This is a genomic window from Gordonia sp. LMA484 (assembly GCF_058129505.1).
The window spans coordinates 4,777,885-4,802,559 of record NZ_CM176700.1 but is presented as its reverse complement, the minus strand read 5'-3'; the positions used below and the strand labels follow the sequence as shown (position 1 = coordinate 4,802,559).

The 24,675-nt window shown below is 69.5% G+C and carries 21 protein-coding genes; 15 read left to right on the top strand and 6 right to left on the bottom strand.

Translation table 11 applies throughout. The features are described 5' to 3' along the window. Nucleotides 1-28 precede the first annotated feature (28 nt). Entirely contained in the window at nt 29-3,079 is a 3,051-nt protein-coding gene (locus tag AC4AMJ_RS21310) for an IniB N-terminal domain-containing protein (protein WP_489914531.1), read from the bottom strand. 237 nt (nt 3,080-3,316) lie between these two features. Between AC4AMJ_RS21310 and AC4AMJ_RS21305 the strand changes: the two genes are divergently transcribed. Beyond that, nucleotides 3,317-4,990 carry an Hsp70 family protein gene (locus AC4AMJ_RS21305; RefSeq protein ID WP_489914529.1) on the top strand — a complete coding sequence of 558 codons (1,674 nt, stop codon included), beginning with the start codon at nt 3,317-3,319 and terminating at the stop codon, nt 4,988-4,990. Between the two features lie 4 nt (nt 4,991-4,994). Continuing rightward, nucleotides 4,995-6,665, top strand: coding sequence for a helix-turn-helix transcriptional regulator (locus AC4AMJ_RS21300; RefSeq protein ID WP_489914527.1), 1,671 nt, complete (start codon nt 4,995-4,997; stop codon nt 6,663-6,665). Here the strand turns inward: AC4AMJ_RS21300 and AC4AMJ_RS21295 are convergent. Continuing rightward, nucleotides 6,656-7,588, bottom strand: coding sequence for a LysR family transcriptional regulator (locus tag AC4AMJ_RS21295; RefSeq protein ID WP_489914525.1), 933 nt, complete (start codon nt 7,586-7,588; stop codon nt 6,656-6,658). The two genes, AC4AMJ_RS21300 and AC4AMJ_RS21295, sit on opposite strands and share 10 nt — an antisense overlap. A 103-nt stretch (nt 7,589-7,691) precedes the next feature. On the opposite strand from AC4AMJ_RS21295, the gene AC4AMJ_RS21290 reads away from it, so the two are divergent. From AC4AMJ_RS21290 to AC4AMJ_RS21260, 7 genes are all read left to right on the top strand, one after another. Continuing rightward, nucleotides 7,692-8,759 carry an MBL fold metallo-hydrolase gene (locus AC4AMJ_RS21290; RefSeq protein WP_489914523.1) on the top strand — a complete coding sequence of 356 codons (1,068 nt, stop codon included), beginning with the start codon at nt 7,692-7,694 and terminating at the stop codon, nt 8,757-8,759. 11 nt (nt 8,760-8,770) lie between these two features. Next, nucleotides 8,771-10,126, top strand: a complete 1,356-nt coding sequence (locus tag AC4AMJ_RS21285) for an MFS transporter (protein WP_489899142.1) — start codon at nt 8,771-8,773, stop codon at nt 10,124-10,126. Next, nucleotides 10,123-10,527, top strand: coding sequence for a YidH family protein (locus AC4AMJ_RS21280; protein ID WP_489899143.1), 405 nt, complete (start codon nt 10,123-10,125; stop codon nt 10,525-10,527). Before AC4AMJ_RS21285 ends, AC4AMJ_RS21280 begins: the two co-directional genes overlap by 4 nt. Beyond that, nucleotides 10,524-10,889 (top strand): DUF202 domain-containing protein, encoded by a 366-nt coding sequence (locus AC4AMJ_RS21275; protein WP_489914521.1) that lies wholly within the window; start codon nt 10,524-10,526, stop codon nt 10,887-10,889. The genes AC4AMJ_RS21280 and AC4AMJ_RS21275 overlap by 4 nt, the downstream gene beginning before the upstream one ends. A gap of 102 nt (nt 10,890-10,991) precedes the next feature. Beyond that, nucleotides 10,992-12,410, top strand: a complete 1,419-nt coding sequence (locus AC4AMJ_RS21270) for a hypothetical protein (RefSeq protein WP_489914519.1) — start codon at nt 10,992-10,994, stop codon at nt 12,408-12,410. A gap of 113 nt (nt 12,411-12,523) precedes the next feature. Continuing rightward, nucleotides 12,524-13,138 (top strand): TetR/AcrR family transcriptional regulator, encoded by a 615-nt coding sequence (locus AC4AMJ_RS21265; RefSeq protein WP_489899146.1) that lies wholly within the window; start codon nt 12,524-12,526, stop codon nt 13,136-13,138. A 174-nt stretch (nt 13,139-13,312) separates the two neighbouring features. Further along, complete coding sequence (locus tag AC4AMJ_RS21260) at nt 13,313-13,921, top strand: DedA family protein (protein ID WP_489914517.1); 609 nt, start codon at nt 13,313-13,315, stop codon at nt 13,919-13,921. Nucleotide 13,922: 1 nt separating this feature from the next. Here the strand turns inward: AC4AMJ_RS21260 and AC4AMJ_RS21255 are convergent, their stop codons facing one another. Continuing rightward, nucleotides 13,923-14,990, bottom strand: coding sequence for a MaoC/PaaZ C-terminal domain-containing protein (locus AC4AMJ_RS21255; protein WP_489914515.1), 1,068 nt, complete (start codon nt 14,988-14,990; stop codon nt 13,923-13,925). Next, entirely contained in the window at nt 14,990-16,345 is a 1,356-nt protein-coding gene (locus AC4AMJ_RS21250; protein WP_489914513.1) for a 3-oxoacyl-ACP reductase, read from the bottom strand. The genes AC4AMJ_RS21255 and AC4AMJ_RS21250 overlap by 1 nt, the downstream gene beginning before the upstream one ends. Nucleotides 16,346-16,445: 100 nt before the next feature. Here AC4AMJ_RS21250 and AC4AMJ_RS21245 point away from each other — a divergent pair, with 100 nt between their 5' ends. The 3 genes from AC4AMJ_RS21245 to AC4AMJ_RS21235 all read left to right on the top strand — a co-directional run bounded on the left by AC4AMJ_RS21245 (nt 16,446) and on the right by AC4AMJ_RS21235 (nt 20,523). Further along, a complete protein-coding gene (locus tag AC4AMJ_RS21245; RefSeq protein ID WP_489914511.1) occupies nt 16,446-17,741 on the top strand; it encodes an acetyl-CoA C-acetyltransferase in 1,296 nt (431 codons plus the stop codon). A 234-nt stretch (nt 17,742-17,975) separates the two neighbouring features. Beyond that, a complete protein-coding gene (locus AC4AMJ_RS21240) occupies nt 17,976-19,676 on the top strand; it encodes a VanW family protein (RefSeq protein WP_489914509.1) in 1,701 nt (566 codons plus the stop codon). A 70-nt stretch (nt 19,677-19,746) separates the two neighbouring features. After that, nucleotides 19,747-20,523 (top strand): SDR family NAD(P)-dependent oxidoreductase, encoded by a 777-nt coding sequence (locus AC4AMJ_RS21235; protein WP_489899152.1) that lies wholly within the window; start codon nt 19,747-19,749, stop codon nt 20,521-20,523. A gap of 110 nt (nt 20,524-20,633) precedes the next feature. Here the strand turns inward: AC4AMJ_RS21235 and AC4AMJ_RS21230 are convergent, their stop codons facing one another. Next, nucleotides 20,634-21,002 (bottom strand): winged helix-turn-helix transcriptional regulator, encoded by a 369-nt coding sequence (locus tag AC4AMJ_RS21230; protein ID WP_489914507.1) that lies wholly within the window; start codon nt 21,000-21,002, stop codon nt 20,634-20,636. Between the two features lie 106 nt (nt 21,003-21,108). Here AC4AMJ_RS21230 and AC4AMJ_RS21225 point away from each other — a divergent pair, with 106 nt between their 5' ends. Genes AC4AMJ_RS21225 through AC4AMJ_RS21215 form a run of 3 tightly spaced genes read left to right on the top strand, consistent with a single transcriptional unit; the run spans nt 21,109 to nt 22,399 of the window. Further along, nucleotides 21,109-21,726 carry a malonic semialdehyde reductase gene (locus tag AC4AMJ_RS21225; protein ID WP_489914505.1) on the top strand — a complete coding sequence of 206 codons (618 nt, stop codon included), beginning with the start codon at nt 21,109-21,111 and terminating at the stop codon, nt 21,724-21,726. A 36-nt stretch (nt 21,727-21,762) separates the two neighbouring features. Continuing rightward, a complete protein-coding gene (locus tag AC4AMJ_RS21220; protein ID WP_489914503.1) occupies nt 21,763-21,996 on the top strand; it encodes an AbrB/MazE/SpoVT family DNA-binding domain-containing protein in 234 nt (77 codons plus the stop codon). Further along, nucleotides 21,980-22,399: a type II toxin-antitoxin system VapC family toxin gene (locus AC4AMJ_RS21215; protein WP_489899154.1), complete on the top strand. Its 420-nt coding sequence runs from the start codon at nt 21,980-21,982 to the stop codon at nt 22,397-22,399. The genes AC4AMJ_RS21220 and AC4AMJ_RS21215 overlap by 17 nt, the downstream gene beginning before the upstream one ends. A gap of 63 nt (nt 22,400-22,462) precedes the next feature. Here AC4AMJ_RS21215 and AC4AMJ_RS21210 read toward each other — a convergent pair whose 3' ends face one another. Further along, complete coding sequence (locus AC4AMJ_RS21210) at nt 22,463-24,601, bottom strand: MMPL family transporter (RefSeq protein ID WP_489914501.1); 2,139 nt, start codon at nt 24,599-24,601, stop codon at nt 22,463-22,465. Nucleotides 24,602-24,675: the final 74 nt, after the last annotated feature.

The window sequence follows — 24,675 nt, the reverse complement described above, 5'->3', positions numbered from 1 at the left end:
GTGTCCTCACGGTATCGGTGAGTGGGCCTCAGCCGCCGAAGATGCCGCCGTGATGGTCGGCCGATTCGGTCGTGGTGGCGTCTGTGTGGGTGTCGGTGTGATCGTCGAGGCCGCCGCCGAGTCCACCGCTCAGGCCACCGGCCAGACCTCCGGTCAGATCGGAGGTGAGCCCGCCGGCGGTGTCCGCGGTGCCGCCGAGGACACCGTCGACCGCACCGCCCGCGGCGCCGCTCACCGAACCGTCGGCGGCTGCGCCGGTGTCCACGTCGGTCTGGTCGGTCACCTCACCGGACGCATCCGCGCCGCTGTCGACGGCCCCGGAGCCGGTGAGGTCCGACACCGGCCCGGTGACCGCGGCGCCGAGTCCCGCCGAACCGTCGCTGTGGCCGGTTCCGGTCAGATCGCCGCCCAGCTCTCCGGTCAGGGCGCTCGACTGGTCGACTGCCCCGGACAGCCCGCTGTTCAGTCCCAGCCCGTCGTGCAGGCCGAGGTCGTCGGTCGCTCCGGTGACGGTGGTGCCGAGATCTCCACCGCCGGCTCCTGCTCCGCTCAGCCCGAGGTTCGCGGCCAGGCCGTGATCGGGTGCGGTGATGTCGAGCGCGTGGTCGATGGGTCCGGTAGCCGTGTCGAGTCCCAGTCCACCGGTCAGGCCGCTGTCGCCGGTGAGTCCCAATCCGCTGGTGATGCCGGCGTCGCCGGTGAGTCCGAGACCGGTGTCGAGCAGTCCGTCCGACTGCAGATCCGCCGCCGACGTCAGCGCCCCGCCGACAGAGACCGGGCCGGTGGCCGAGATGCCGTGCTCACCGATGCCCAGGGTCGGGTTGACCAGTGCGTCGACCTGTCCGGTGACCAGCGTGCCCAGCCCGCCGGCCGACTGCAGACCGGCGTCGAGCGTGGCGGTGATGCCGTCGGTGGTCGAGGTATCCAGATCGAGTGCGGTGCTCAGCGTCGAGGTGACCGCCGCACCGAGGTCGGTGCCTGCGGCCAGCTGCCCGGCCAGGTCGCCGCCGAGATCCCCGGAGAACGCGGCGCCCAGTACCGCGCCGAGCGAGCCGCCCAATTGCGCGCCCACGTCGCCCCCCGCACCCAGTGCCGTGGACAACACCGCTCCGAGATCGCCGGTGGCGCCGGTGACCGCATCACCGGCGAGGTCACCGTCGAGCGCGGTGTCCAGTGCACCGGCGAGATTCGCGACCAGGCCGCCATCGACGCCCAGCGCGGCACCCAGATCGGCGGCCAGCAGCTGGCCGACGCTGACACCGGACACTGCACCGAGAAGACCGTCCACCCCGGCCGCGGCGCCGAGCATGCCGCCCAGCGAGGCGCCGAGTGCCGCCGCGACGTCGCCGCCGGCCGCGCCGACGGCGCTCAGTCCGGCCGCGAGGTCCCCGGTCAGTCCACCGTCGAGAAGGGCACCCAGGTCCGAGCCGACAACACCGCCTGCGTCCAGGACGCCGGACAAGGCGGCGCCCAGGTCCGCGCCAGCCTCCGTGCCGAGGGAGCCAGAGAGCACCGTCGACAGCGACGTGTCCAGTCCGGCGCCCGCCGAGAGCAGCCCGTCCAGGGTCGCGCCCGCGGCACCGTCGAGCGCGACACCGAGTGCACCGCCCAATGCGCCGCCGAGATTCGCCGCGATCTCACCGCCGGCACCCAGCGCGGACGACAGTGTGGACCCGACCGCGGCCTCCAGGTCGCCGCCGGCGCTCAGCACTGCGTCCAAACCGGTGCCGAGGGCTGCATCGAGGGCCGCGGACAGGCCCGCCTGGGCGCCGCCGCCGACGCCGAGTGCCGCGGCGATGGCGCCGCCCATGACGGCGCCGAGTCCTGCGCCGCCGGTCAGCGCGATGCCGCCGACGGCTGCTGCGCCGCCTGAGAGCACTGCGGTCAGTGCGGTCCCGAGTTCTGCGGCCGCGCTGCCGCCGGCGCCGAGGCCGGCGCTCAGCGCACCCGACAGGGTGGCGCCGAGCTCACCGGACAGTGAGCTGATGGCTTGGGCGTCGAGCAATCCGGACAGCGCGGCCTCCACGCCCCCGGCCGCGGCGAGAGTTCCGTCGAAGGCGGCGCCGAGTTGGGTGGCCAGTGCGGCGTCGAGGCCCAGTGCGCCCGAGAGGACGGCCGAGACGGCACCGCCCGCGCCCAACCCGGCCGACAACGCCGCAGCGAGGTCGGCTCCCAGGCTTCCGCCCGCGCCGACCGTGGCCCCGAGCAGGCCGCCGAGCGTCGCGCCGAAGGCCCCGGCCGCGGAGCCGCCGAGTTCGAGTCCGGATGACAGGATGGCGGCGAGGCCTCCCTGGACGCTTCCGGCCACGGCGAGTACACCGTCGACGGCGGCCGCGAACTGTTCGATCAGCGCGCCCTCGGCGCCGATCGCGCCGGCGAGGGCTGCGGCGACCTGGCCGCCCATGCCTGTACCCACCTCGAATCCACCGGCGATCAGGCCGTCGAGTGCGGCACCGAACGCCGCGCCGAACGTAGCCGCGACGGTCCCGCCGACGGCGATACCGGACGCCAGTGTCGCGCCGAGAGCGACCGCGAGCTGCCCGGCGAGATCGAGCTCGCCGACGGCGATGCCGCCGAGGTCGAGATCGGCGAGTCGGAAGCCGGACAGGTCCAACCCACCGAGTCCGATTCCGCCGAGCATCCCGCCGAAGTCGATGTCGCCGATGGTGAACCCGCCGAGATCGAAACCACCGCCGGCGGCACCGCCGAGGTCGGCACCGCCCAGACCGGCACCGCCCAGACCGATGCCACCCAGACCGATGCCGCCCAGACCGATGCCGCCGCCACCCACCGAGGCGCCGGCGATTCCACCGCCGAAGCCACCGCCGGCGCCGCCACCGAAGCCACCGGCACCCACACCGCCGGCGGCACCGGCGATCGCGCCGAGCCCGGCACCCGCTCCCGCCGTCACCAGGCCGGCGTCGGCGATGAGCGGTGCAGCCGCCGACACGTCGGCGGGCGTCACGCCGTGCAGTCCTGCGTCGGCGAGTGCGGCCTGCGGATTGCGGCAGTACGCGTTGATCGACTCGTCGTCGCGGAGCAGACCGAGAATGAAGTCGAGAATCGCGTTGGAGGCCATCGGGAACGTCCCCTCGTCAGACGAGACCGCGGTCGATCCCGTGTTGTCATCCGACGCTAGGTGGCACCGTCGATCGGGGCATCGGGGAAAATCCCCGGTTCTGTTCTCACCCCCGGGCACCCATCGGGACTTCGCCCCCATCCTGCGGACCGGGGCTAACGGCCCACCCGGCCGGCACGACAGACTCACCAGGACAGCACCGCGCCGTTCCATCGGCGACGGGACAGGAGTGGGGCGATGACCTTCGAAATCGGTGTCACGATCGGGGCGGACACCTCTGTGGCGACTGCGGCGTCCGACGACGCCTGGGAGGCGACGGTGACGTCGGCGACCGCAGACCTGACCGGCCGGGACGACTTCATCGGGCGGGTGGGCGATCCGGTCGACATGATCGACGACGACGGCGCACCCGTGGTCGCCGCAGACCTCTACGCCGTCAGCGTCGAGCGCATGGTGGCCGCGGTGGAGGCCGAAACAGAAGGTATCGACGACGCTCGCGTCGCCATCGCGTATCCCGACACCTGGCCGGCCGAAGCCCTCGCCGAGGTGCGCACCGCCCTCGGCGGTCGAGGGCGGCTCGCCGACGTCACCTGGGTCTCGCACGCGGCCGCGTCGACCGCGGCCGCCGAACACACCCACGGCGCCTTTCCCGACGACTCGATCGTGGTGGCCTACGACCTGGGGGCGTCGAGTCTGACCGTCTCGCTGGTGCGGGCCGGCGACGTCCCGGAGGTCATCGGGCGTCCGCTCTCGTCGTCGGCGATCAGCGGGCGCGAGTTCGATCGGCTCATCCTCGCCGATGTCCTGGCGGTCACGGGTGCGGCCGATGCCGCGGGCACGCTCGACCCGTCGGTGATCGACGACCTCGTCCGACTGCGGGCGGCGTGTCGCGCGGCCAAGGAGCAGTTGTCCGCCGACACCGAGGCGGTGGTCGACGTCGCCGTCGGCAAGGAACGCACGCAGGCGCGAGTCGTTCGCGAGGACGTTGAGAACCTGCTGCGCGGACCGATCCTGGAATCGGTTGCACTGGTGCGCGAGGCCCTGCTGGCCGCCGACGTCGATCTCCAGGCCGTCACCGCAGTCGTCGCGTCCGGGGGCGGCTCGTCGATCCCGCTGGTGACCGAGCTGCTGAGCGCGTCGCTGCACCTCCCGGTCGTGCCCGACCCGGATCCCGCGGCGGCGCCCGCCGTGGGCGCTGCATTACTGCTGTCCCGGCTGGCCCCCCGACCCGCGAACGCGGACATCGCGGCATTGCCGGCCCAGCCGCCGCTGCGCGAGATCATTCCCGCGCCGAGTGTTCCGGTGGCCGACCCGCCTGCGCGGGTGACGCGCCGCCGGGGGATTCTCATCGCCGCCGGGACCGGGGTGCTCGCCGTGATCACCGCCGCCGGACTCTCGGTCGGTACGGGGCTTCTGGGTTCGTCGGACCCCGCCGTCCCGGCACCGGCCGACGCGGCCACCTCGGGTCCGTTGTCGCCCGGTCGCTCGACACCGGCGGGCACCACCGGTGCCGGGCACTCCACCCGTGGGCCGGCCGGCACCACCACGGCTGCCGATGTGGCCGCCGAGGCAACTCGACGCGGTCCGGCGCGGCCGGCGCCGACGGATGCGGCGGCGCCCGGCACGTCGCCGACGCCGTCGCCCAATGCTCCGGGTAGCGCTCCGGGAACCACCCAGAACACCGCCGGCCCGACCGCAACGGTGCCACCGGCGCCGAATCCCGGAACCCAGACCCCCAGTCCCTCGAACCCGCCGCCGGAGTTCCCCGAGGATTCGTCGGGGACCCCGAACACGGGCGGAGGCGGCAACTCCGGCGGCGGCATCGGCAGCGGCGTCACCCAGCTACCGGGACGTATCGTCGACGGCACCGGCGAGACCGTCTGTGGCGTCGCCGGCGTCCTGTGTCGGTGAGCCGGTGGACCTCCTGACCACGCCCACCGCGCGTCGCGCCTCGCAGCTCGCATGGACGACCCGCGTCGTCGCGGAACTCGGTGTCGAGGGCAGCGGCCTGGATTGCGCGCTGATCATCGGGCCGCCGGGCAGCGGAAGATCCCGGACACTGGCCATGCTCGAGGCGACGCTTCGGGCCGACGGCGTGCGGGTGATCGTGGGTTCCACCGAGGTGTCCGCGGCCGACGGCGATCGACGTCGGCCGGTCGTCATCGCCGACGACCTGCACACGTGGCCCACCGACCTGCTCGACGACCTCGTCCGGCGAATCGACGCCGGACACGCGGCCGTCGTCGGCACCACCGAGGCGAGGGAACGGGATCCGCGGATCGCCGGACTCATCGCACGCGCCCGGCGAAGCGGCGCCGATCGGGTCTGCGGCCCGATCTCCACCGGCCAGGTCATCGAACGCGCCATCGCCCTCGGTCTCACCCTCGAACCGCTCGACGCCGCGCACATCCGGCGGCGCTGTATCGGGGCGTCGGCGCTCGTCGACGTGGTCCTCGAGGTCATCCACGCAGACGATCTCGACGACCCCGACGCCCGTACCGTCCTCGACCCGGTCGCGATGGCCACGGGCGTGGCCCGCGACTGGCATCACCTGGTCCTGCGCGGTCTCGACGACCACACCCTCGCCGTACTCGCACTTGCGGCAGGCCGGTCCGCCCTCGACGTGCCGGCCATCGCCGACATCCTCGAGATCGCCGTCGACGACGCCGCCGCGGCGCTGGACCGTGCCCGTGGCACCGGCTTCCTCGGTGGCTCCGACGTTTTCCGCTCGGTTGCGCTCGATCCGCTCGCCGACGTCGTCGGGGCGGCGTGGCTGAGCGAACTGCGTCGACGGGCGGCCCAGCAGCGACTCGGTGCCGGAGAGTTGTCGGTCGACGATGCGGTGCGCGCCGCGGAGGCAGGCCTGGCCGATCCGCGAATCGTGGCCGTGCTGTGCGACGCGGCCGACGACGCCGACCCACATCGGGCGGCAGCTCTGCTCGCCGCCGCGGAACGTGCGGGTGGTGCGGTCGAGATCATCCGGCCGCGTCGAGCCCGGTTGGCACTCGACGCCGGGGATGTCGCCGGTGCCGCGATCCTGATCGACGACGTCCTGACCGGGTTGAGCAGCCCATCGCCGGGTGCCGCCGACGCGGTGATCGTCGCCGCAGAGGTGGCCGGTGCGTCCGGGCGGCACGCCCACGCGGCGGACCTGATCCGCTGGCTCGGCCCCGATCACTGCGGTGCGCATCGGGTGGCCGCCGTGACCGCGCTGCTCACGGTCGGGGACCGCGAAGGAGCGCAGGAGTTCGCCGCGGCCGGCGGGGGCGTGCCCTCGATCGCCCGGCACATCGACGACGCACGCATCGCCGAGCTGCTGGCGAACACATCGGAGCCGGGGACAGGTGAGGCGGTCGACCGGACGGCAGCGGGCCCGGCGACGAATGTCGCCGACGGTCCCCTCACCGAGCGAGAGGCCGACGTCGCCCGCGAGCTGTTGGCCGGATACACCCACCGGGAGATCGGGGAGCGGCTGTACATCTCCGCGAAGACCGTCGAACACCATGTCGCGAACATCCGCCGACGTCTGGAGGCCGGGTCGCGCTCGGAGCTGCTCGCGGCCATTCGCGGCGCCGGCTACCGCTGAAGGCGCCACCCGGCGGGATCGGTCTGTTCGTGGATCTCGCGCAGGCAGTCGATGGCCTCGGCGACCCGCCGCGACCTGGCCCGGTTGGCCGTCGTCACCGCGATCGCCGGGTTGTCGTCCATGTCGGCGACCGGGCGGTGGACGACCTCGAGTCCCTCGAATGTCCGTGTGGCCGGATGAGGGACCGCATTCACGAGCGAGAACCCGAGACCTCTGGCCACCAGGGAGCGAATGGTCTCGGCGCTCGACGACCGCCATCGGACGTCCACCTCGAATCCCCGCGAACGGATCCGGTCGACCAGGAGATCGGCGGTCGGAGGGATGTCCAGCAGAATCGCCGGAAGACGAACCAGATCCGCCAAGGCAACCTCGTCGTGCTCGGCCAACTCCGAGTCGCCCGGCAGCAGGGCGTGCAGTCGGACGCTTCCCAGATGATGTGTCACGAGCTCATGCCGCACCAGTTGGCGGGAATAGAGCATCGCGACATCGAGGCGACCGGTCGCGACGAGGTCCTGCAGATGCCGGGGTGCCTCCTCGATCAGCGTGAGATCGACTCGCGGCCAATGCTTCTCGAAATGCTCCACCAATCCGGGCAGCATTCGCGGACTGGCCGTGTGCAGGCACCCGACCGACAGTGGGCCACGCAACTGCGCCGCGGTGTCATCGACGGCGTCGACCGCGTCGTCGACCGCGGCCAAGATCGCCCGTGCTCGTGCGGCGAACTCCTCACCGGCCGCGGTCGGGCGCGCCCGCCGGGCCGGACCTCGGGCGAGCAGCACCGTGTCGAGGTTCTTCTCCAGCTGGGACAACGCGGCAGAGACCGTCGCCTGGGAGACGTGCACGGCCGCCGCGCCGGCACTCACCGAGCCGTGGTCGAGTACGGCGATCAAGTACTCCATCTGTCGCAGGGTCAGCTCATTCATAGTCAAAGACTATGTTGATGGCCAATTATTTTTGCTTTTTCTTTCGTTGTGGCCTGCGGCACTCTCATTGGAGATCATTGATCCAGGTCACGTAGGAGCCCGCATGAACTCGACCAGCCCAGCGACCGGCACGACCCGCGTCGTCACACTCGGCACCACCGGCGGCCCCCGATGGTGGAAGGGCGATCCGCACGATCGCTCCGGCATCGCGACCGCTGTGGTCGTCGGCGACCGGTTCTATCTGGTCGACGCCGGTCATGGCGTCGGCAGGCGGATTCGGCAGGCGGGTCTCGAACTCGCCGACCTCGGGGGCATCTTCCTGACCCACCTGCACTCGGACCACACCATCGATCTCCCGTCGCTGCTCGTGCTCGGGATGCACGAACTGCAGGGCCGCGCAGACGATCCGGTCCGCGTGTTCGGCCCCGGAGACCGGGGAGCGCTGCCGCCGATCTCACCGCATGCCACCACGCCTCCGCGGCCGGTCGCCCCCGACAACCCGACGCCGGGCACGGTGGACATGGCCGAATCCATCGTGCGGGCGTTCGCCACCGATCTCAACGACCGGGTGCTGGATTCGTTGCGTATCTCGCCGCTGGAGTTGTTCGACGTGCGTGACATCGCGATCCCGTCCGACATCGGCTATCACCCGAACGACAACGCGACACCGGAGATGGAGCCGTTCGTCGTGTTCGAGGACTCGCGGGTTCGGGTGACCGCGATTCTCGTCGAACACCCGCCGGTCGCGCCGGCATTCGCGTTCCGATTCGACTCCGACGGTGGTTCGGTCACGATCTCCGGGGACACCTGCGAGACGGCGAACATGGTCACCCTGGCACGCGACACCGACCTGTTGCTTCATGAGGCGATCGATTTCGACTGGGTGGACGGTCTCTACGGCCATCGCACCGACGACGAGGGTCGCGCCTCGCGCGCACACCACTACAAGTCCCACACCTCGGTGGAGGGTGCCTGCCGGATCGCGCAACAGGCCGACGCCCGTCGGCTCGCGGTTCATCACCTGGTACCCGGCTCCACCGACCCGGCGGTGTGGGCTCGAGGCAACGACCTCCTACCCGGACGGTTCCTCGTGCCCGACGATCTCGACGTCATCGAACCCCGGCCCGCGGGCACGCGGACCCCGCTTCTCGCCGACATGGCGATCGGCTGAAGGCGGCAGTGATGACATCGACCAACGAGAACAACCCGGCGCCGGCCCGTCAGACCTCGATGAAGACAACCGAGATGCGGCGCGTCCTCACCTCGGCCTTCGTCGGCTCGGCAATCGAGTTCTACGACTTCATGCTCTATGCGACCGCGTCGTCGATCGTCTTCCCCAAGCTCTACTTCGCGGAGTTGGGCCCCGGCCTGGCGCTGGTGGCGGCGTTCGCGACATTGGCCGCCGGATATTTCGCGCGGCCACTCGGCGGCATCCTCTTCGGCCACTTCGGCGACCGGTACGGCCGCAAGAAGGCTCTGGTCGTCTCGATGGTGTTGATGGGTTCCGTCACGGTGGCGATCGGCCTGATGCCGACCACCGCGGCCATCGGCGTCATCGCGCCGGTATCACTGCTGCTGTTGCGGGTGATCCAGGGGCTGGCCGTCGGCGGTGAGTGGGGCGGCGCGGCACTGATGGCGGTCGAGCACGCACCCAAGAACCGACAGGGATTCGCCGCGGCATTCGCGAATGCGGGCGGGCCGGCCGGAGCCGTGATCGCCACACTGGTGCTCTCGCTGATGACCGTGCTGACGGGTGACCAGTTCATCGTGTGGGGATGGCGGATCCCGTTCCTGCTGTCGGCCGTCCTCATCGCGATCGGCCTGGTGATCCGGCTCAAGGTCTCCGAGACCCCGTCGTTCCGAGCCCTGCAGGCCTCGAGCGAGGCCCGGCGGCTGCCGATCGCCGACGTTCTGCGGCATCATCTGGGCGCGGTGGCCGCGGCGCTGCTCGTGACCATCAGCGTGTACACGACACAGGCGATCGTCACGGTGTGGGGAGTGGCGGTGGCGGTCGACGCCGGAGAGGACAAGACGACCATTCTCAACTGGAAGGCCGCCGCGGCGGTCCTGACGATCATCGTCACCTTCCTGTCGGCACGGGCGAGCGATCGGGTGGGTCGACGGCGTGCACTGGTGTTCGGATGTCTGGTGACCGCGGCGTCGGCCTTTCCCCTCGCGTTCATGATCGGCAGTGGTGACCTGGGGCAGTACGCCGTGGCCATCATGCTGGGCAACGGGGTGGTGCAAGGCCTGGTCTACGGTCCGATCGCGGCGTACGTCACCGGGCTGTTTCCTCCGGACGTGCGGTACACGGGCGCGTCGATCGGCTACCAGGGCGCCTCCGCACTGGGTGCGGGTCTGACCCCGATGATCGCATCGATGCTGGTCCTGTTGCCGTCCGGCGGTCTGTGGTGGGTGGGCGCGTACTGGGCCGGCCTCGCCCTGGTCAGTGCTGCGGTCGCGGCGTGCTACCGACGCCGGCCGGCCGCAGAGTCCGCACCGCCCGTCCCGGCGCGCGTGGCGACCGTCAGCCGATGAGCGTCGAGCAGATGCAGCCGACACGCGCCGCGGGTTCTGACCGCGGCGCGTTGTCGCGGCGTGTGTTTCCCGGCGGCACCGAACCGGACCCACGCTTCACCCTCGCCAACGAACGGACATTTCTCGCCTGGATACGCACCGCGCTGGCCTTCGTCGGGGCGGGTGTCGCGCTGGAGGCGTTCGCCCTGGGAGACCTCGATCCCCTCGTCCGCAAAGCAGTGGCCGTCGCCCTGATCATCACCGGCGTGCTCGGCTCGGCGGGCGCGGGAGTGCGGTGGTGGCGCGCCGAGACCGCGATGCGGCACAACCGGCCGCTCCCGGTGCCGGCGGTGGTGCCGCTGCTCGGGATCGTCGCCATCGTCGGTGCGATCGGCGGCGTCATCCTGGTCCTCGCGGCATGAAGCGGTCCGCGGGCTCGCGTCGTGCGGTGGGACCGGCCCCCGGTGACCCGGGGCTCCAGCCCGAACGAACGCTGCTGGCCTCGGTCCGGACCGCGATGTCGTTCGCGGTGATCGCACTGCTGGGACTGCGGATGACGGGATCGGTCGGCGGTGTGCTGCTCGGGATCGTCGCCATCGGAGTTGCCGCGGTCATCGTGATCGTCGGTCGCCTGCCCGCCGACATGCGCGAATTCTCCGACCGCGTGCAGGCGCCCCGGGACATGTCCGAACCGCTCGGTCGCGCCATTGTCCGGATCGCGGTTCTCGTCTCGGCGACGGCGTGTACCGGTGTGGTCGCCGCGACAGCGGTCGCTCTGGCGTGATCTCGCCCGTCGACCGGCACGCACTCGGTTACCGACGCTAACAACTGCGTCCCCGGCAGCGACTAACACTGCAGAAGGTTGGGGGACAGGAGTGTGTGGGCGATGACGCTCTGTATCGGTGTGCAGATCGGCGACGACAGCAGCGTGGGGACTGCGGCGTCGGAGGGTGCCTGGGAGACGACCGTCCGGGTCGAGAACGAGTCGTCGATCGAGCATGCGGCCGATTCCGCGGCCGATGGCTACGCCGACCGGGTGGCCGGCGTGGTGCGGGCGATTCGGGCATCGACCTCCGAGACGACGACCGGCCTAGCCGTGGCTCATCCGGACGATTGGTCGGCCGACGAACTCGACGCTGCGCGCGCAGCCGTTTCCGGGCACGAGGAGACGGCAGGCGTCGACGTCACCTGGGTGCCACGCGCGGTTGCGGCGGTCGTCGCCGCGGAACACACCTACGGCACCTTTCCCGACGGCGTGCCGGTGGTCAGCTACGACCTCGGCGCGACGGGGCTCACGGTGTCGGTCGTGCGTACCGGTGAGATCCCCGAGGCGATCGGCCGACCGATGACCGCTGCGGTGGCCCCAGTACCTGTCGAGCCTGCCCTGGCCACCATGCGGGATCGCTCCGGCGACGGCATGCGGGTTTCGACGGCGGCGTCGGCGGACGTCGTCAGGGAGGCGCTCACGACCGCCGGGCTGACCCCGGAGGAGGTCACCGCGCTCGTCGTCACCGGCGCCGCCGCGACGAATCCGATGGTGTCCGAACTCCTGCGGGACACCCTGCACATTCCGGTGGTCCTCGACCCTGATCCCACCTCGGCGGCCGCAGGCGCCGCCCTGCTGAACATCCGCGGCAGTCTGGCTCCGACTGCCGCGTTCGCCGTGGACGACGCCCCGACGTCGCCGCTCGCCGTGGCGGCAATGGCCGACGGTGCCGCCGACGTCGTGTCGCCGTCCGCCGGCACCGCGGCGCAGGCGCGCAGTCGTCGCACGGTCGCGCTCGCCCTCGTGGCAGCAGCGTCGGCGGCCGTCGTCGGCGCCGGGCTGTGGGCGGCGATCGTCGGGAAGTCCGAGCACCACACCACGGATGCCGCGAACGTGGAGCGCGGGGCCACCACGTCGTCGACCGTCGTGCCGCGGACGACGCACCCGTCGCCGCGAACCGCCATCGACGTGCAGACGGTGCCCTCGGCACCCGCCGCCGCACCCCTGGAGACGGTGACGCGTCCGGCTCCGACCACCACCGCGTCACCCCGCAGCGTGATTCCGCCGTCGCAGACGTCGACGACCCCCACCGCACCTCCGGTGCCGGTGCAGCCCTCGACTCCGCCGACCGCGGATTCGACCACTCAGCCACCGGCTACCGAAGATTCGACACCGGAGGAGACGACCCCCGGTCAGGGCAGATCCGGCGACTCGTCGGCGAGCGATCCAACGACCGCGGAGGACTCGACCGCCGACCGCACCGCGGGCACCACGACGACCCCGCAGCCCGCATCCGGCGTCGACAGCGCTGCCGAGTAGTCTGCAACGACACCCGTACCAGATTTCGTACCAAGCGCCCCGTTGAACTTACCGCACGGTAAGATGATCCGAACGCCACGAGCGTGGCGGGATGAGCGGCGAAGGAGTGATCGATGGCGGGCGGTACCAAAAGGCTGCCCCGCGCGGTGCGGGAACAGCAGATGCTCGACGCCGCCGTCAAGGTCTTCTCCGAAAACGGGTTTCGTGAGGCGTCGATGGATTCCATCGCCGCCGAGGCCGCGATCAGCAAACCGATGCTGTACCTCTACTACGGCTCCAAGGACGAACTGTTCAGTGCGTGCATCGAACGCGAGTCGGCCCGCTTCATCGAGGCGATGGCGGTGGGCTTCGATCCGGCACTGCGTCAGCGCGAACAGGCCCGCACCGTGGTCAAGGAGTTCCTTCGCTACGTCGACGAACACCGGCAGTCCTGGAAGGTGCTCTATCGCGTCGCCGTCGGAACCCAGACCTTTTCGCATTTCGTCTCCGACAGCCGCAAACGTGTGACCGAGATGGTCACCGAACTCATCCGCGCCGGCACCACCGTCGAAGGCGCCCGCGACATCGACTTCGAGCTCACCGCCGTCGCGCTCGTCGGCGCGGGCGAGGCCGTCGCCGATCGCATCACCGAGGGCGACGTGGATCTGGAAACGGCCACCGACCTGCTCGTCGGCATCACGTGGCGTGGCCTCAAAGGTGTGGGGACCGCGGATCTGCCGATCGACTGAGCGTTCCGCGGAACGCCGAGCGTCACCCGGGGGCCGTTCGTCCGCCGGATTTCGCCTCCTCCCCTCGAAACTTCCGCCGGATGAATGCATTTCCGACGGACGAACGGTCACATTGGGATCCACGCAGTGGGATCGGCTCCGATGGGCCGTCGTGCCGGTGGATAGTCTCGTCCCGTGCACGCAATCGCCGACTGGCTCGTCGAGATCGTCCAGTCGGTACCGGAGTGGGCGGTCTATCTCGTCGCGTGCGGCGTCGTCTACGCCGAGACCGCGACGCTGATCCTGGGATTCATCCTGCCCAGCGAGGCCGTGCTGCTCGCCGCGGGTGTCGCCGCCGGCGTCGGCTCGACCCAGATCGCTGGCCTGGTCGTCGCGGTGTGCGTGTCCGCGATCGCGGGCGATCTCACCGGCTACTGGGTGGGACGCTCGTCCGGTCATCGGGTGAAGGCGTCCCGAGCAGGCCGGAGGTTCGGTGAACAGCGATGGAAGCGGGCCGAGGAGCGAATCGGCCGCGACGGACTGGTGGCCGTCGCCACCGGCCGATGGATCGGCTACGTACGCACGCTGGTCCCACCCGTGGCCGGGATGGTCCGGATGCACCCGCCGACATTCCTCGTCGCCGACCTGATCGGCGCCACCACCTGGGCGACCACCGTCCTGCTGGTGGGGTACTTCGCCGGCGCCGCGCTCGGCGCGACACTGTTGCTCTATGCGGGCGTCGCGGTGGTCGCGGTCGCCGGCGGGTGGTACCTGTGGCGGTGGTGGGAGGCCAGGCGGGCCTGAGTCAGGCGCCTCGGGTTGTCGCGGTCAGGTGAGGTGCACCCTTGCGGCGATCGAGCACTGACAGGTCGAAGTTGCCGGTCACATTCGGCCCGCTCGCTCCGCTCCCGGCGCCGGTCACATTCGGCCCGCTCGCTCCGCTCCCGGCGCCGGTCACATTCGGCCCGCTCGCTCCGCTCCCGGCGCCGGTCACATTCGGCCCGCTCGCTCCGCTCCCGGAGCCGGTCACATTCGGCCCGCTCGCTCCGCTCCCGGCGCCGGGCCCATCGATGCGCCGCGTGTACAGATTCACCTTGGCGGGCAGCAGGATCGGCTTGCCGAACCGGACCGTGTAGGTGACCTCGTCGGGGAGCTGCGCCTCCACGTTCGCGATTGCCGCTGCGGCACTCCACATACCGTGGGCGATGGCCTTCGGGAAGCCGAAGGCCTTGGCCGGCAGGTTGCCCATGTGGATCGGGTTGCGGTCGCCCGACGCTTCCGCATAGCTACGGATGCGGCCCAGGTCCACCGACAGGATGGAATCCGGTGGTGGCGGTGCGACCTGCTTCGGCTCAGGGCCGCGCGGCTCGTCCGACAGGCTCGTCCGCTGCTGTTTGAGGAAGGTCGCCACCTGCGTGGTCACCAGCTCCGAACCGACGCTGATCCGCGAGACCATGTCGATTAGCAGCCCCTTGCGGTGCTCACGCAGATTCTCGGCGTGTGTGTCGATGGTCAGCGGTTCGTCGACCCCGATCGGCCGAAGCCGGTGAATGCTGTTCTCGACGTGGACGGAACCGACCGCACCGAACGGGAAGTCGCTGTCGGTCATGACCTTCATCGCCAGGGGGAACTGCAGCACGAACGGATACGTGACCGGCAGTGTGGAGCCGAAACGCTGACCGGTGACTCGGGTGTACGCGTGCAACCGGTCCACGTCCACGCGGACGTCCTCCAGCCGGTAGTGCCGGTCCGGGATCGTCGCGTCGGCGCGCACCGTGGCAGGTTTGCCGATGACCGGCAGCATGGCGCCGACCGCTTTCGAGTAGACGTCGACGGTGCTCGGGGCGCTCTCGAGTGTGATCGTCTTGGTCATCAGGCACCCAGGAATCCCTGGCCGCAGACGCGGACCACATTGCCGGTGATGGCGCTCGACGCCGGGTTGGCGAAGTACGCGACGGTCTCGGCGACGTCGACGGTCTGGCCGCCCTGCTGCAGCGAACTCATCAGGCGACCGGCCTCCCGGGTGGCGAGTGGGATGGCCGCCGTCATCTTGGTCTCGATGAAACCGGGCGCCACCGCGTTGATGGTGATGCCCTTCTCCGCCAGGATCGGCGCGTAGGTGTCGACGAGCCCGATCACACCGGCCTTGGAGGCGCCGTAGTTGGTCTGGCCGCGGTTGCCGGCGATACCGGCGATCGACGAGACGTCGACCACCGCGCCGCCCGTGCGGATCGCGTTCTTCTCCACAAGCGCATTGACCAGCTGCTGGGGGGCGATCAGGTTCACCGCGATCACCGAGTCCCAGCGTGCGGCATCCATGTTGGCGAGCAGCTTGTCGCGGGTGATGCCCGCGTTGTTGACGATGATGTCGATGCCGCCGTGGCGTTCGAGGGCATGCTCGGCGAGCTTGGCGCCCGCATCGTCGGCGCTGACATCCAGCGGGAACGATGTTCCCTTCACCCTGTTCGCGGTCTCCGTGAGAGCCTCGCCGGCGGCCGGGATGTCGGCGCAGATCACGTGGGCACCGTCGCGGGCCAGGACTTCGGCGATGGTGGCCCCGATGCCGCGTGCCGCGCCGGTCACCACGGCGACCTTGCCGGTGAGCGGCTTGTCCCAATCGGCGGGGGCGACCGCGTCGTCGGACCCGACCCGAATGACCTGTGCATCGACGAACGCGGACTTGGCCGACAGCACGAAGCGGATGGTGGACTCCAGGCCGGTCAGGCCGGTCTTGGCGTCGGGGTCGACATAGACGAGCTGCACGGTCGCGCCCTTCTGCAGCTCCTTGCCGACCGAGCGGGTGAAGCCCTCCAGCGCGCGCTGGGCGACGTGCTCATTCGGATCCTTCACCAGCTCCGGGGTGGTGCCGATCACGAGGAAGCGTGCGCAGGGGGCCAGCGAGCGCATGTTCGGCCCGAAGAACTCGAAGAGCTGGCGCAGTTCTGCGGGCGAGGTGATGCCGGTCGCGTCGAAGACCAGGGCGCCGTATTTGTCGGCGCCACGGCCTGTCGTGGCGTTCTGGATGACGTCGTAATCCGGGGACGCGAGGATCTCACGCAGCGGCTCGACGACCCGTCCGGCGCCGCCGAGCAGCACCGGGCCGGTCAGGGCCGGTTCCGACGCCTTGTAGCGGCGTAGCGTGGGCGGGACCGGCAGTCCGGCCTGCTTCGCGATGAACGAGCCCGGTGCGGAGTGGACGAAATTGGAGTACAAGCCAGTGGCTGCCACGGGAGATCTCCTATGTCTGCGAGTGCAGGTCGACAACGAACTTACTCATGAGTAAGAATAGCCTACAGATACCGCACAACACCCCCTGGGAGAGATCGAAGTGGCTCAGACACCCAAGACCCGCACGATGCGCCCGGTCGCGATCCTCGGCGGCAACCGCATCCCGTTCGCGCGCCAGGACAAGGCCTACGCCGAGGTCAGCAACCAAGAGATGTTCACCGCAGCCCTCGACGGCCTGGTGAGCCGCTTCAACCTGCAGGGTGAGCGCCTCGGCATGGTGGCCGGCGGCGCCGTCCTCAAGCATTCGCGCGACTTCAACCTCATCCGGGAATGCGTACTCGGATCGGCGTTGTCGCCCTACACCCCGGCCTTCGACATCCAGCAGGCCTGTGGGACCGGTCTGCAGGCGATCGTCGCCGTGGGTGACGGGATCGCGTCGGGCCGGTATGAGGTCGCCGTCGGCGGCGGCGTGGACACCACCTCCGACGCCCCGATCGGCGTCTCGGAATCGATGCGTCGTCAGATGCTCGAGGTCAACCGGGCCCGCAGCGCCAAGGATCAGGCCCTCGCGGCGCTGAAACTGCTCCCGAAACTCGGCATCGAGATCCCTCGTAACGGCGAACCGCGAACGGGCATGTCGATGGGCGAGCACGCCGCCATCACCGCCAAGGAGTTCGGTATCAGCCGCGCCGACCAGGACGCGCTCGCGGCGGCCAGCCACCAGAACATGGCGCTGGCCTACGACGAAGGCTTCTTCGACGACCTGATCACCCCGTTCCTGGGCCTGACGCGCGACCAGAACCTGCGCGCGGACTCGTCGGTGGAGAAGCTGGCCACGCTGAAGCCGGCCTTCGGGGTGTCGTTGGGCGACGCCACGATGACCGCGGGTAACTCGACCCCGCTCACCGACGGTGCGTCGACGGTCCTGCTCTCGAGCGAGGAATGGGCCGAGACGAAGGGTCTGCCGGTGCAGGCCTACCTCGTGGACAGCGAGACCGCGGCCGTCGACTACGTCAACGGTCCCGACGGCCTGCTGATGGCACCGACGTACGCGGTGCCGCGGCTGCTCGAGCGCAACGGTCTCACGCTGCAGGACTTCGACTTCTACGAGATCCACGAGGCGTTCGCCTCGGTGGTGCTCGCCACACTCGCCGCGTGGGAGTCCGAGGAGTACTGCAAGGAGCGACTCGGCCTGGACAACGCGCTCGGGGCCATCGATCGCGCGAAGCTGAACGTGCACGGCTCGTCGCTGGCCGCGGGACACCCCTTCGCGGCCACCGGCGGGCGGATCGTCGCTCAGGCGGCCAAGACCATCCGGGAAAACGGAGGTGGGCGAGCGCTGATCTCGATCTGCGCGGCGGGCGGCCAGGGCGTCACGGCGATCGTCGAGGGCTAGGGATGGGCTAGGGATGCACCACCAGAACCCCTGAACGTGACCCGATCGTCACCTCGACAACGATCGGATCACACTCGCCGAAAATTAATTCGCGCAGAGATGTAACGCGACGGGAAGTAGCGTAGATATACGAGTAGCTCCGGCTGAGCTGCCAGACCCCCGACCCGGCAGCTCGGTCGGAGCGCCTACGTTTTCGGCGTCTCCTCCACGGCGCGCGATCGCAGTTGTATCCCTATGGTTGTCTCCGTGATCAAGTACCCGGCCGTCCGCACTGCTGTGCGCGTGGTGGTCGGCGTTCTCGCGATGGCCGGGGTGATCCTCGCAACCGACCTCATCATCACCAAGAACTCGACCGCGCGCGGTGTCGTCGTCGCCGGCATCGCTGCCGGAGATCTCGACGAGGCGCACGCCAAGGCCGTCATCGACGATCTGTCCGACCGGGCGATCCGGCGGGTGGCGCTGCGTACGTCGTCGGGGACCGTCACCGTCGCCCCCGACGCCCTCGGCCTGGAGTTCGACGCGGACGCCACCCTGGCGCGACTGATGGAACAACCACGCAATCCGGTGACCCGGGTGCTCACGCTGCTCGGGGCGAAGCGGACCGTGGCACCCGTGGTCACGGTGGACCGGGCCGCCGTCGCCGCCACCCTCGACGAGCAACGGCCGACGCTGGAGGAGGCCGCTGTGGAGGGCGGGGTCCACTACGACGGCGTCACCCCGGTCCCCGATCTGCCGGCGTCGGGCAAGCGTGTCGCCCGGGCCGCCGCCGTCGACACGATCGCCGCCGACTGGTTAGAGGACACACCCATCGACCTCCCATTGGAGGATTTCGCACCGTCCGTGTCGGCCGATGTCGTCAACGCGACCGTCGCCGGTCCCGCGGTGCGCGCGGTCGCCGAGCCGATCACGCTGCAGGGGACGGGAGAGACGTCGGTGCGGGTCGAGCCGTCCCAGCTCGCGTCGGTTCTGTCGTTCGTCGCCGACGGTCGTGGCGGATTGAAGCCGGTGATCGACACCAAGGCCGGCGCCGCGTTGCTCGGTTCCCGGTTGGCCCGCACCGAACGCAAACCTGTCGACGCCACGTTCTCACTGCGTACGGGGAGCCCCACCGTGGTGCCCGCGCGCGACGGAGCACGGGTGGATTGGGAGAAGACGTTCGCCTCGGCCGCCGCGACCGCGGTCGGCACCGACGCCTCGGACACGCGCGTCGTCGAGGTCGCCTACGAACCGATCAAGCCACGTCTGAGCACCGCGTCAGCCCGCAAACTCGGTGTTCGCGAGGTGGTCGGTGAGTTCACCACCTCCGGCTTCAGCAGCGCATCGGGGGAGAACATCCGGCTGGTCGCCGAGGAGGTGGACGGCGCCCTGGTCCGGCCGGGAGAGGAATTCTCCCTCAACTCCTACACCGGCCCCCGGGGTGCGGCCCAGGGCTACGTGGTCTCCACGATCATCGACCACGGCCACGCCGACAAGGCTGTCGGCGGTGGTATCTCGCAGTTCGCCACCACGCTCTACAACGCCGCCTATTTCGCCGGCCTCGAGGACGTCGACCATACCGAGCACAGCTACTACATCTCGCGATATCCCGAGGCCCGCGAGGCCACGGTGTTCGAAGGCGCGATCGACCTGGTCTTTCGCAACAACACCCGACACGGCATCTACATCGAGACCGGGTGGTCGCCGTCCGGTGTGACGGTTCGGCTGTGGGGCACGAAGTCGGTGGAGGTCCAGTCGATCACCGGTGACCGCTACGCCTACACCGATCCACCCACACTGAAGCTGCCGAAGGGCGACAACTGCATCGCATCCACCGGCAGTCGCGGTTTCACCACCTCGAACACCCGGATCATCACCGATGGGCGCACCGGCGACGAGATCAGTCGTCACACCCGCACGGTCCGCTACGACCCGGCACCCACCGTCGCCTGCGTGTGACGTTGCACCGACCAAGCGCTCGGTGGCCCCCTCTGGACTGAGCTATGTAACGCTCGATAGGCTCCGCTTCGTGGATATCAATGGAGCAAGTGCAATAGTCACGGGTGGCGCGTCGGGTATCGGCGAGGCCGCGGTCCGCCAGCTGGCGGCCAAGGGTGCCAAGGTCGTCGTCGCCGACCTGCAGGCCGACAAGGGAGAAATCCTCGCCAAGGAGGTCGGCGGTACGTTCGTGCGCGTCGACGTCACCGACACCGCGCAGATCGAGGAGGCCGTCAACACGGCGACCGAACTCGGGCCGCTGCGGGCGCTGGTCAACTCCGCCGGCATCGGCTGGGCGCAGCGCACGATCGGCAAGGACGGCGAGTTCGCGTCGGCGCACAACCTGGACGCGTACAAGAAGGTCATCGCGATCAACCTGATCGGCACCTTCGACTGCATCCGGCTGGCCGCGACCGCGATGAGCCGCAACGAGCCGCTGGAGTCCGGTGAGCGCGGTGCCATCGTCAACATGGCGTCGGTCGCCGCATTCGACGGCCAGATCGGGCAGGCCTCCTACTCCTCGTCCAAGGGCGGCGTCGTCGGCATGACCCTGCCCGTGGCCCGCGATCTCGCCGCCGTCGGCGTGCGCGTCAACACCATCGCCCCCGGCCTGATCGACACCCCGATCTACGGCGAGGGCGAGGCCTCGGAGGCGTTCAAGGCGAAGCTGGGCGAGTCCGTACTGTTCCCGCATCGTCTGGGTCAGCCCGCAGAGCTGGCGTCGATGGTCGTCGAGCTGGTCACCAACTCGTACATGAACGCCGAGGTCATCCGCGTCGACGGTGGCATCCGGATGCCACCGAAGTAGGGGTTCACACCCACCTGATCTGCCTTCGAAACTCCCGCTCACGCAAGAGGTCTCATGCGTGAGCGGGAGTTTTCACATGCGGACTCGGTGGTCTGGCTGCGCCGAGTGGATCACTCGGCGCAGTGTTCCTCGGGCAGGTGATTGCTCGCCCAGGTGATCAGCGCTTCGAGCACCGGCGATATCGCCTTGCCGTCGGCGGTCAGGGAGTAGGTGACGGTCACCGGCGGGCCGGGCTCGACCCTGCGCTCCACCAGGCTCGCACGCGTCAGCTCGCCCAGGCGGTCGGCCAGCACCGAATCGCTGATACCCAGTGCCCGTTTGAGTTCGGCGAATCCGGCCGGTCCGTTCATCAGTGTGCCGAGCAGCATGCCATTCCATCGTTTGCCCAGGAACATGAACGCGCGGGACAGGGTGCCGTCGCACGCGGGCGGATGGTGTTCGTCGGAGACGACCATCGGCGCAGGGCGGCGGGCAGGCATGTGACCGATCTTATCAACTCCCGACTTGCAATTCACTTCTATTTTAGGAGTAGCATCGGGAACACAAGCAGCAATCGCTGCAGAAGCAATGGATGGAGGAGATTCGATGAGCAACGTGAAAGAAGAGGCGAAGACGCTCGACGTCGTCGGCCGGGAGATGTTGTTCACGCAGGCGCGTACCGCCAACTCGTTTGCCGACACCCCGGTGAGTGACGAGGAGCTGCAGGCTGTGTGGGACCTCGCGCGCTGGTCGCCGTCGGCGGCGAACGGACAACCGTTGCGCGCCTTGTTCGTCCGCACCCGGGAAGGTCGCGAGCGACTGGTCGCACATCTCGCCGACGGTAATCAGGCGAAGACGCTGTCAGCACCGGCGGTGGCCGTCCTCGCCTACGACAGCCGCTTCTTCGACCAGTATGAAACGACATTCCCGGACCGCGCCGAGATGCTCGGCGGATACTTCGGATCAATGGCCGAGCCGGAGCTACACGAGACCGCCCGGTACAACGCGGCGCTGCAGACCGGGGTGTTCCTGCTCGCAGTCCGCGCCCAGGGATTGGCGGCGGGCCCGATGGCGGGCTTCGACCATGCCGGCGTCGATGCTGAGTTCTTCGACGGAACACCGTGGAAGAGCCACCTGGTGGTCAACATCGGTCACCCCGGCGACGACCCTTGGTTCGATCGCCTGCCCCGCGTGCCGGTCGAATCCGCTGTCGCCTGGGCGTGACCATTCGAATGCCAATGAAATGGTAGATTAACTACCATGCGTACAACCATCGATCGCGCCGGCCGCGTGGTCGTGCCCAAGGAGCTGCGCGATCGTGTCGGATTGGTTCCCGGCGAGGTCGAGATCACCGTCTCCGGGAGCGGGTTGGTCCTCGAGCCGGTGGCCACCGACGATCTGGTGGACGACGACGGCTTGCTGATGCTGCCGGAAGGTGGCGCGCAACTGTCGGCGGACGACATTCGAGAGCTGCGCCTTGGCGACCAACGCTGAGGTCATCCTGCTGGACACGAGTGCCGCGATCGCACTGGTGCGTCCGGAACAGCACGGCCATTCCGAAGTCCGCGCGGTGACGAGGGGATTGACGCTTGGTCTCAGCGGGCACGCGGCGTTTGAGACGTACTCGGTGCTCACCCGGCTACCGGCGCCACAGAGACTGACCGCTCGAGCCGCGGCCCGGCTGATCACGACGAACTTCCCGCATCAGTGTCACCTGAGCCCGCAGCAGACAGCGGACCTCGTCGAGCGGTTCGCGTCGATCGGCATCTCCGGGGGCGCGGTCTACGACGGACTCGTCGGAGCGGCCGCCGCGCACGCGGGCAACACTTTGCTGACTATGGACCGTCGGGCCGAACCGATCTACCGTGCGCTGGGAGCTCGTCTGAAGCTGCTGTGAAAACCGGCGCCGATCAGTTCAGCGCGGATCCGTTGTGTGGGCGCGCACGTCGCGACGTGCGCGCTAGCGGGACGGGTGTGCGCCTTCGTCGACGTCTGTCCGGGCGGTCTCGGTCCCGGTCGCAGACTGTCGCGTCGGCCACCAGAACGACCCGCGCTGGATGATCGACAACGCCGGTACGAGCATCGGGGCCATCACACACGACGCCAGCAGCACGCCGATCGCGACACCGGCGCCGAGCTCCTCGAGGTTCTTCAGTCCGGTCAGCGTAAGGGAGGCGAACGTCAGGGCGAGGATCACTCCGGCAGCCGCGGCGGTCTGACCGTTCTTCGTGATCGCGATCCGGGCCGCGTCGCGCGGTGACTCGCCGGCGACGAACTCCTCGCGGACGCGCTCGGCCATCAGGATGTTGTAGTCGGTGCCGATCGCCACGACGAACAGGTAGAGCACGATCGGTGTGGAGAAGTCGATGCCCACGTAGTCGAGGAGATACTGGAACACGATCACGAGCGCGCCGAGGGTCGCGGCGAACGTGACGAATACGCTGACGATCAGGTTCAACGGTGCGAGCAGCGCCAGCAACAGGGCGCCGAGGATCACCCACACGATCACCACCGCCACCGGGAACACATGTCGGGTGTCGGAGTGCAGTTGCGAACGTACGTCTGCCAGGGTCGCGGTCTGCCCGCCGACGGCGACCACCGCACCCGGTACGGATTCATGCGCGACGGGGCGGATCGAGTCGTCGATGGTGTCGAGCGAGCCGGTGGCGAACGGCGACTCGTCGAGGACGACGTTGACCACGGCGGCCGTGCCGTCGGAGCTGAGTCGTGGCGGGGTCACCGCAGCGACACCGGCCACACCCTCGAGATTGGTGGTGAGCGTGGCCAATTCGTTCTGTGGAATGGGTCCGGACGTCTTGACGTACACCTGGGTGGGACTCAGATCGCCTGGTGGCATCGACGCGGCGAGCGTGTCGAACGCCTGCTGCGACGGAGTGTCCGACGGCATCTCACCGAGCGTGTCGTAGGTGGCCTTGTAGCCGGAGCTGAAGACCGCGAGGACGATGAGCAGGATGGCGATGGCCACCGCCGTGATCACCGGACGATGCGCGACGCCCCGGCCGAGGGCGCCGAACGCCGATCGTCGGGGCTCATGTCCCGGCCCGAGCGGCCAGAACATGACCTTGGAGAGGATCGCGATGACGGCGGGGATGAGGGTCAGCGCGGTGATCAGCATGACGGCCACGGCGATGATCAGGCCGGGTGCCAACGAGTTCAGCGATCCGAGCCTCGCGAAGAACAAGGCCGCGAATGCGCCGATGACAGTGAGCGCCGACGACGCGATCACCCGCCCCACCGCGCCCGTCGCCGCGACGAGCCCGTCGAGGCGTCCCTCGCCGTCCCGCAGGTGTTCGCGATATCGGAACAGCAGGAACACGGTGTAGTCGGTACCGACACCGAACAGGACCACCACCAGGATGGCGTCGAGGGTGGTGCTGACCTCGAAGTCGAAGATCTGGGTGGCCCAGGCGGTGGCGCCGCGCACAGCGAGGAAGACGACACCGATCACGATGACCGGGAGGATCGCGATCAACGGGCTGCGGAACAGGATGCCGAGGGTGGTCAGGATGACGATGACGGTCGCGATCGAGATGATGCGCTCGGCCTTGTTGTAGGCGGCGTTGCTGTCCACGAGGATCGCTGCGTTGCCGGTCAATCCCGAGGTGAGGTCGGTGTTCTCCAGTGCGGAGGCCGCAGCGTCGCGAACCGCGGGCACAGCGTCGTTCACATCGGGTTCACCCGGCTGGCCCGCGAAGGCGACCTGGATGGCCACCACCTTGTCGTCGGGTGAGACCGATTGCGGCCCTGCGGAGACCGTGGTGACGCCGGCGATCTTGTCGTTCTGCAGCGTGGTCGCGAGCCCCAGCGCGGTCTGCTGGTCGGTGGGGGTGAGTTGTCCGCCGTCCTTACGGGAGACCACCACGGTTCCGGTGGCCCCGGCCGTCGCCGGGAAGTACTCGTTCCCGATGTTCTGGGCGTCCACGGACTCGAAGGACGACGGCAGGAAGTCCTGCTGGTTGCCCGTCGTGTGGTCGGACAGGTTGGGGGAGAACAGGATGATCGCGAGGGCAGCGATCACCCATACGCCGGCCACCCGCCAGGGATGGGCGACGACGACACGGGCGAGCGCAGCGAACATGCGCTGATCCTCTCGTGGGCCACTACGGAGGTTACCCGCCGCGGTGCCCGCCCGACCCCGAAAACAGTTCTTCC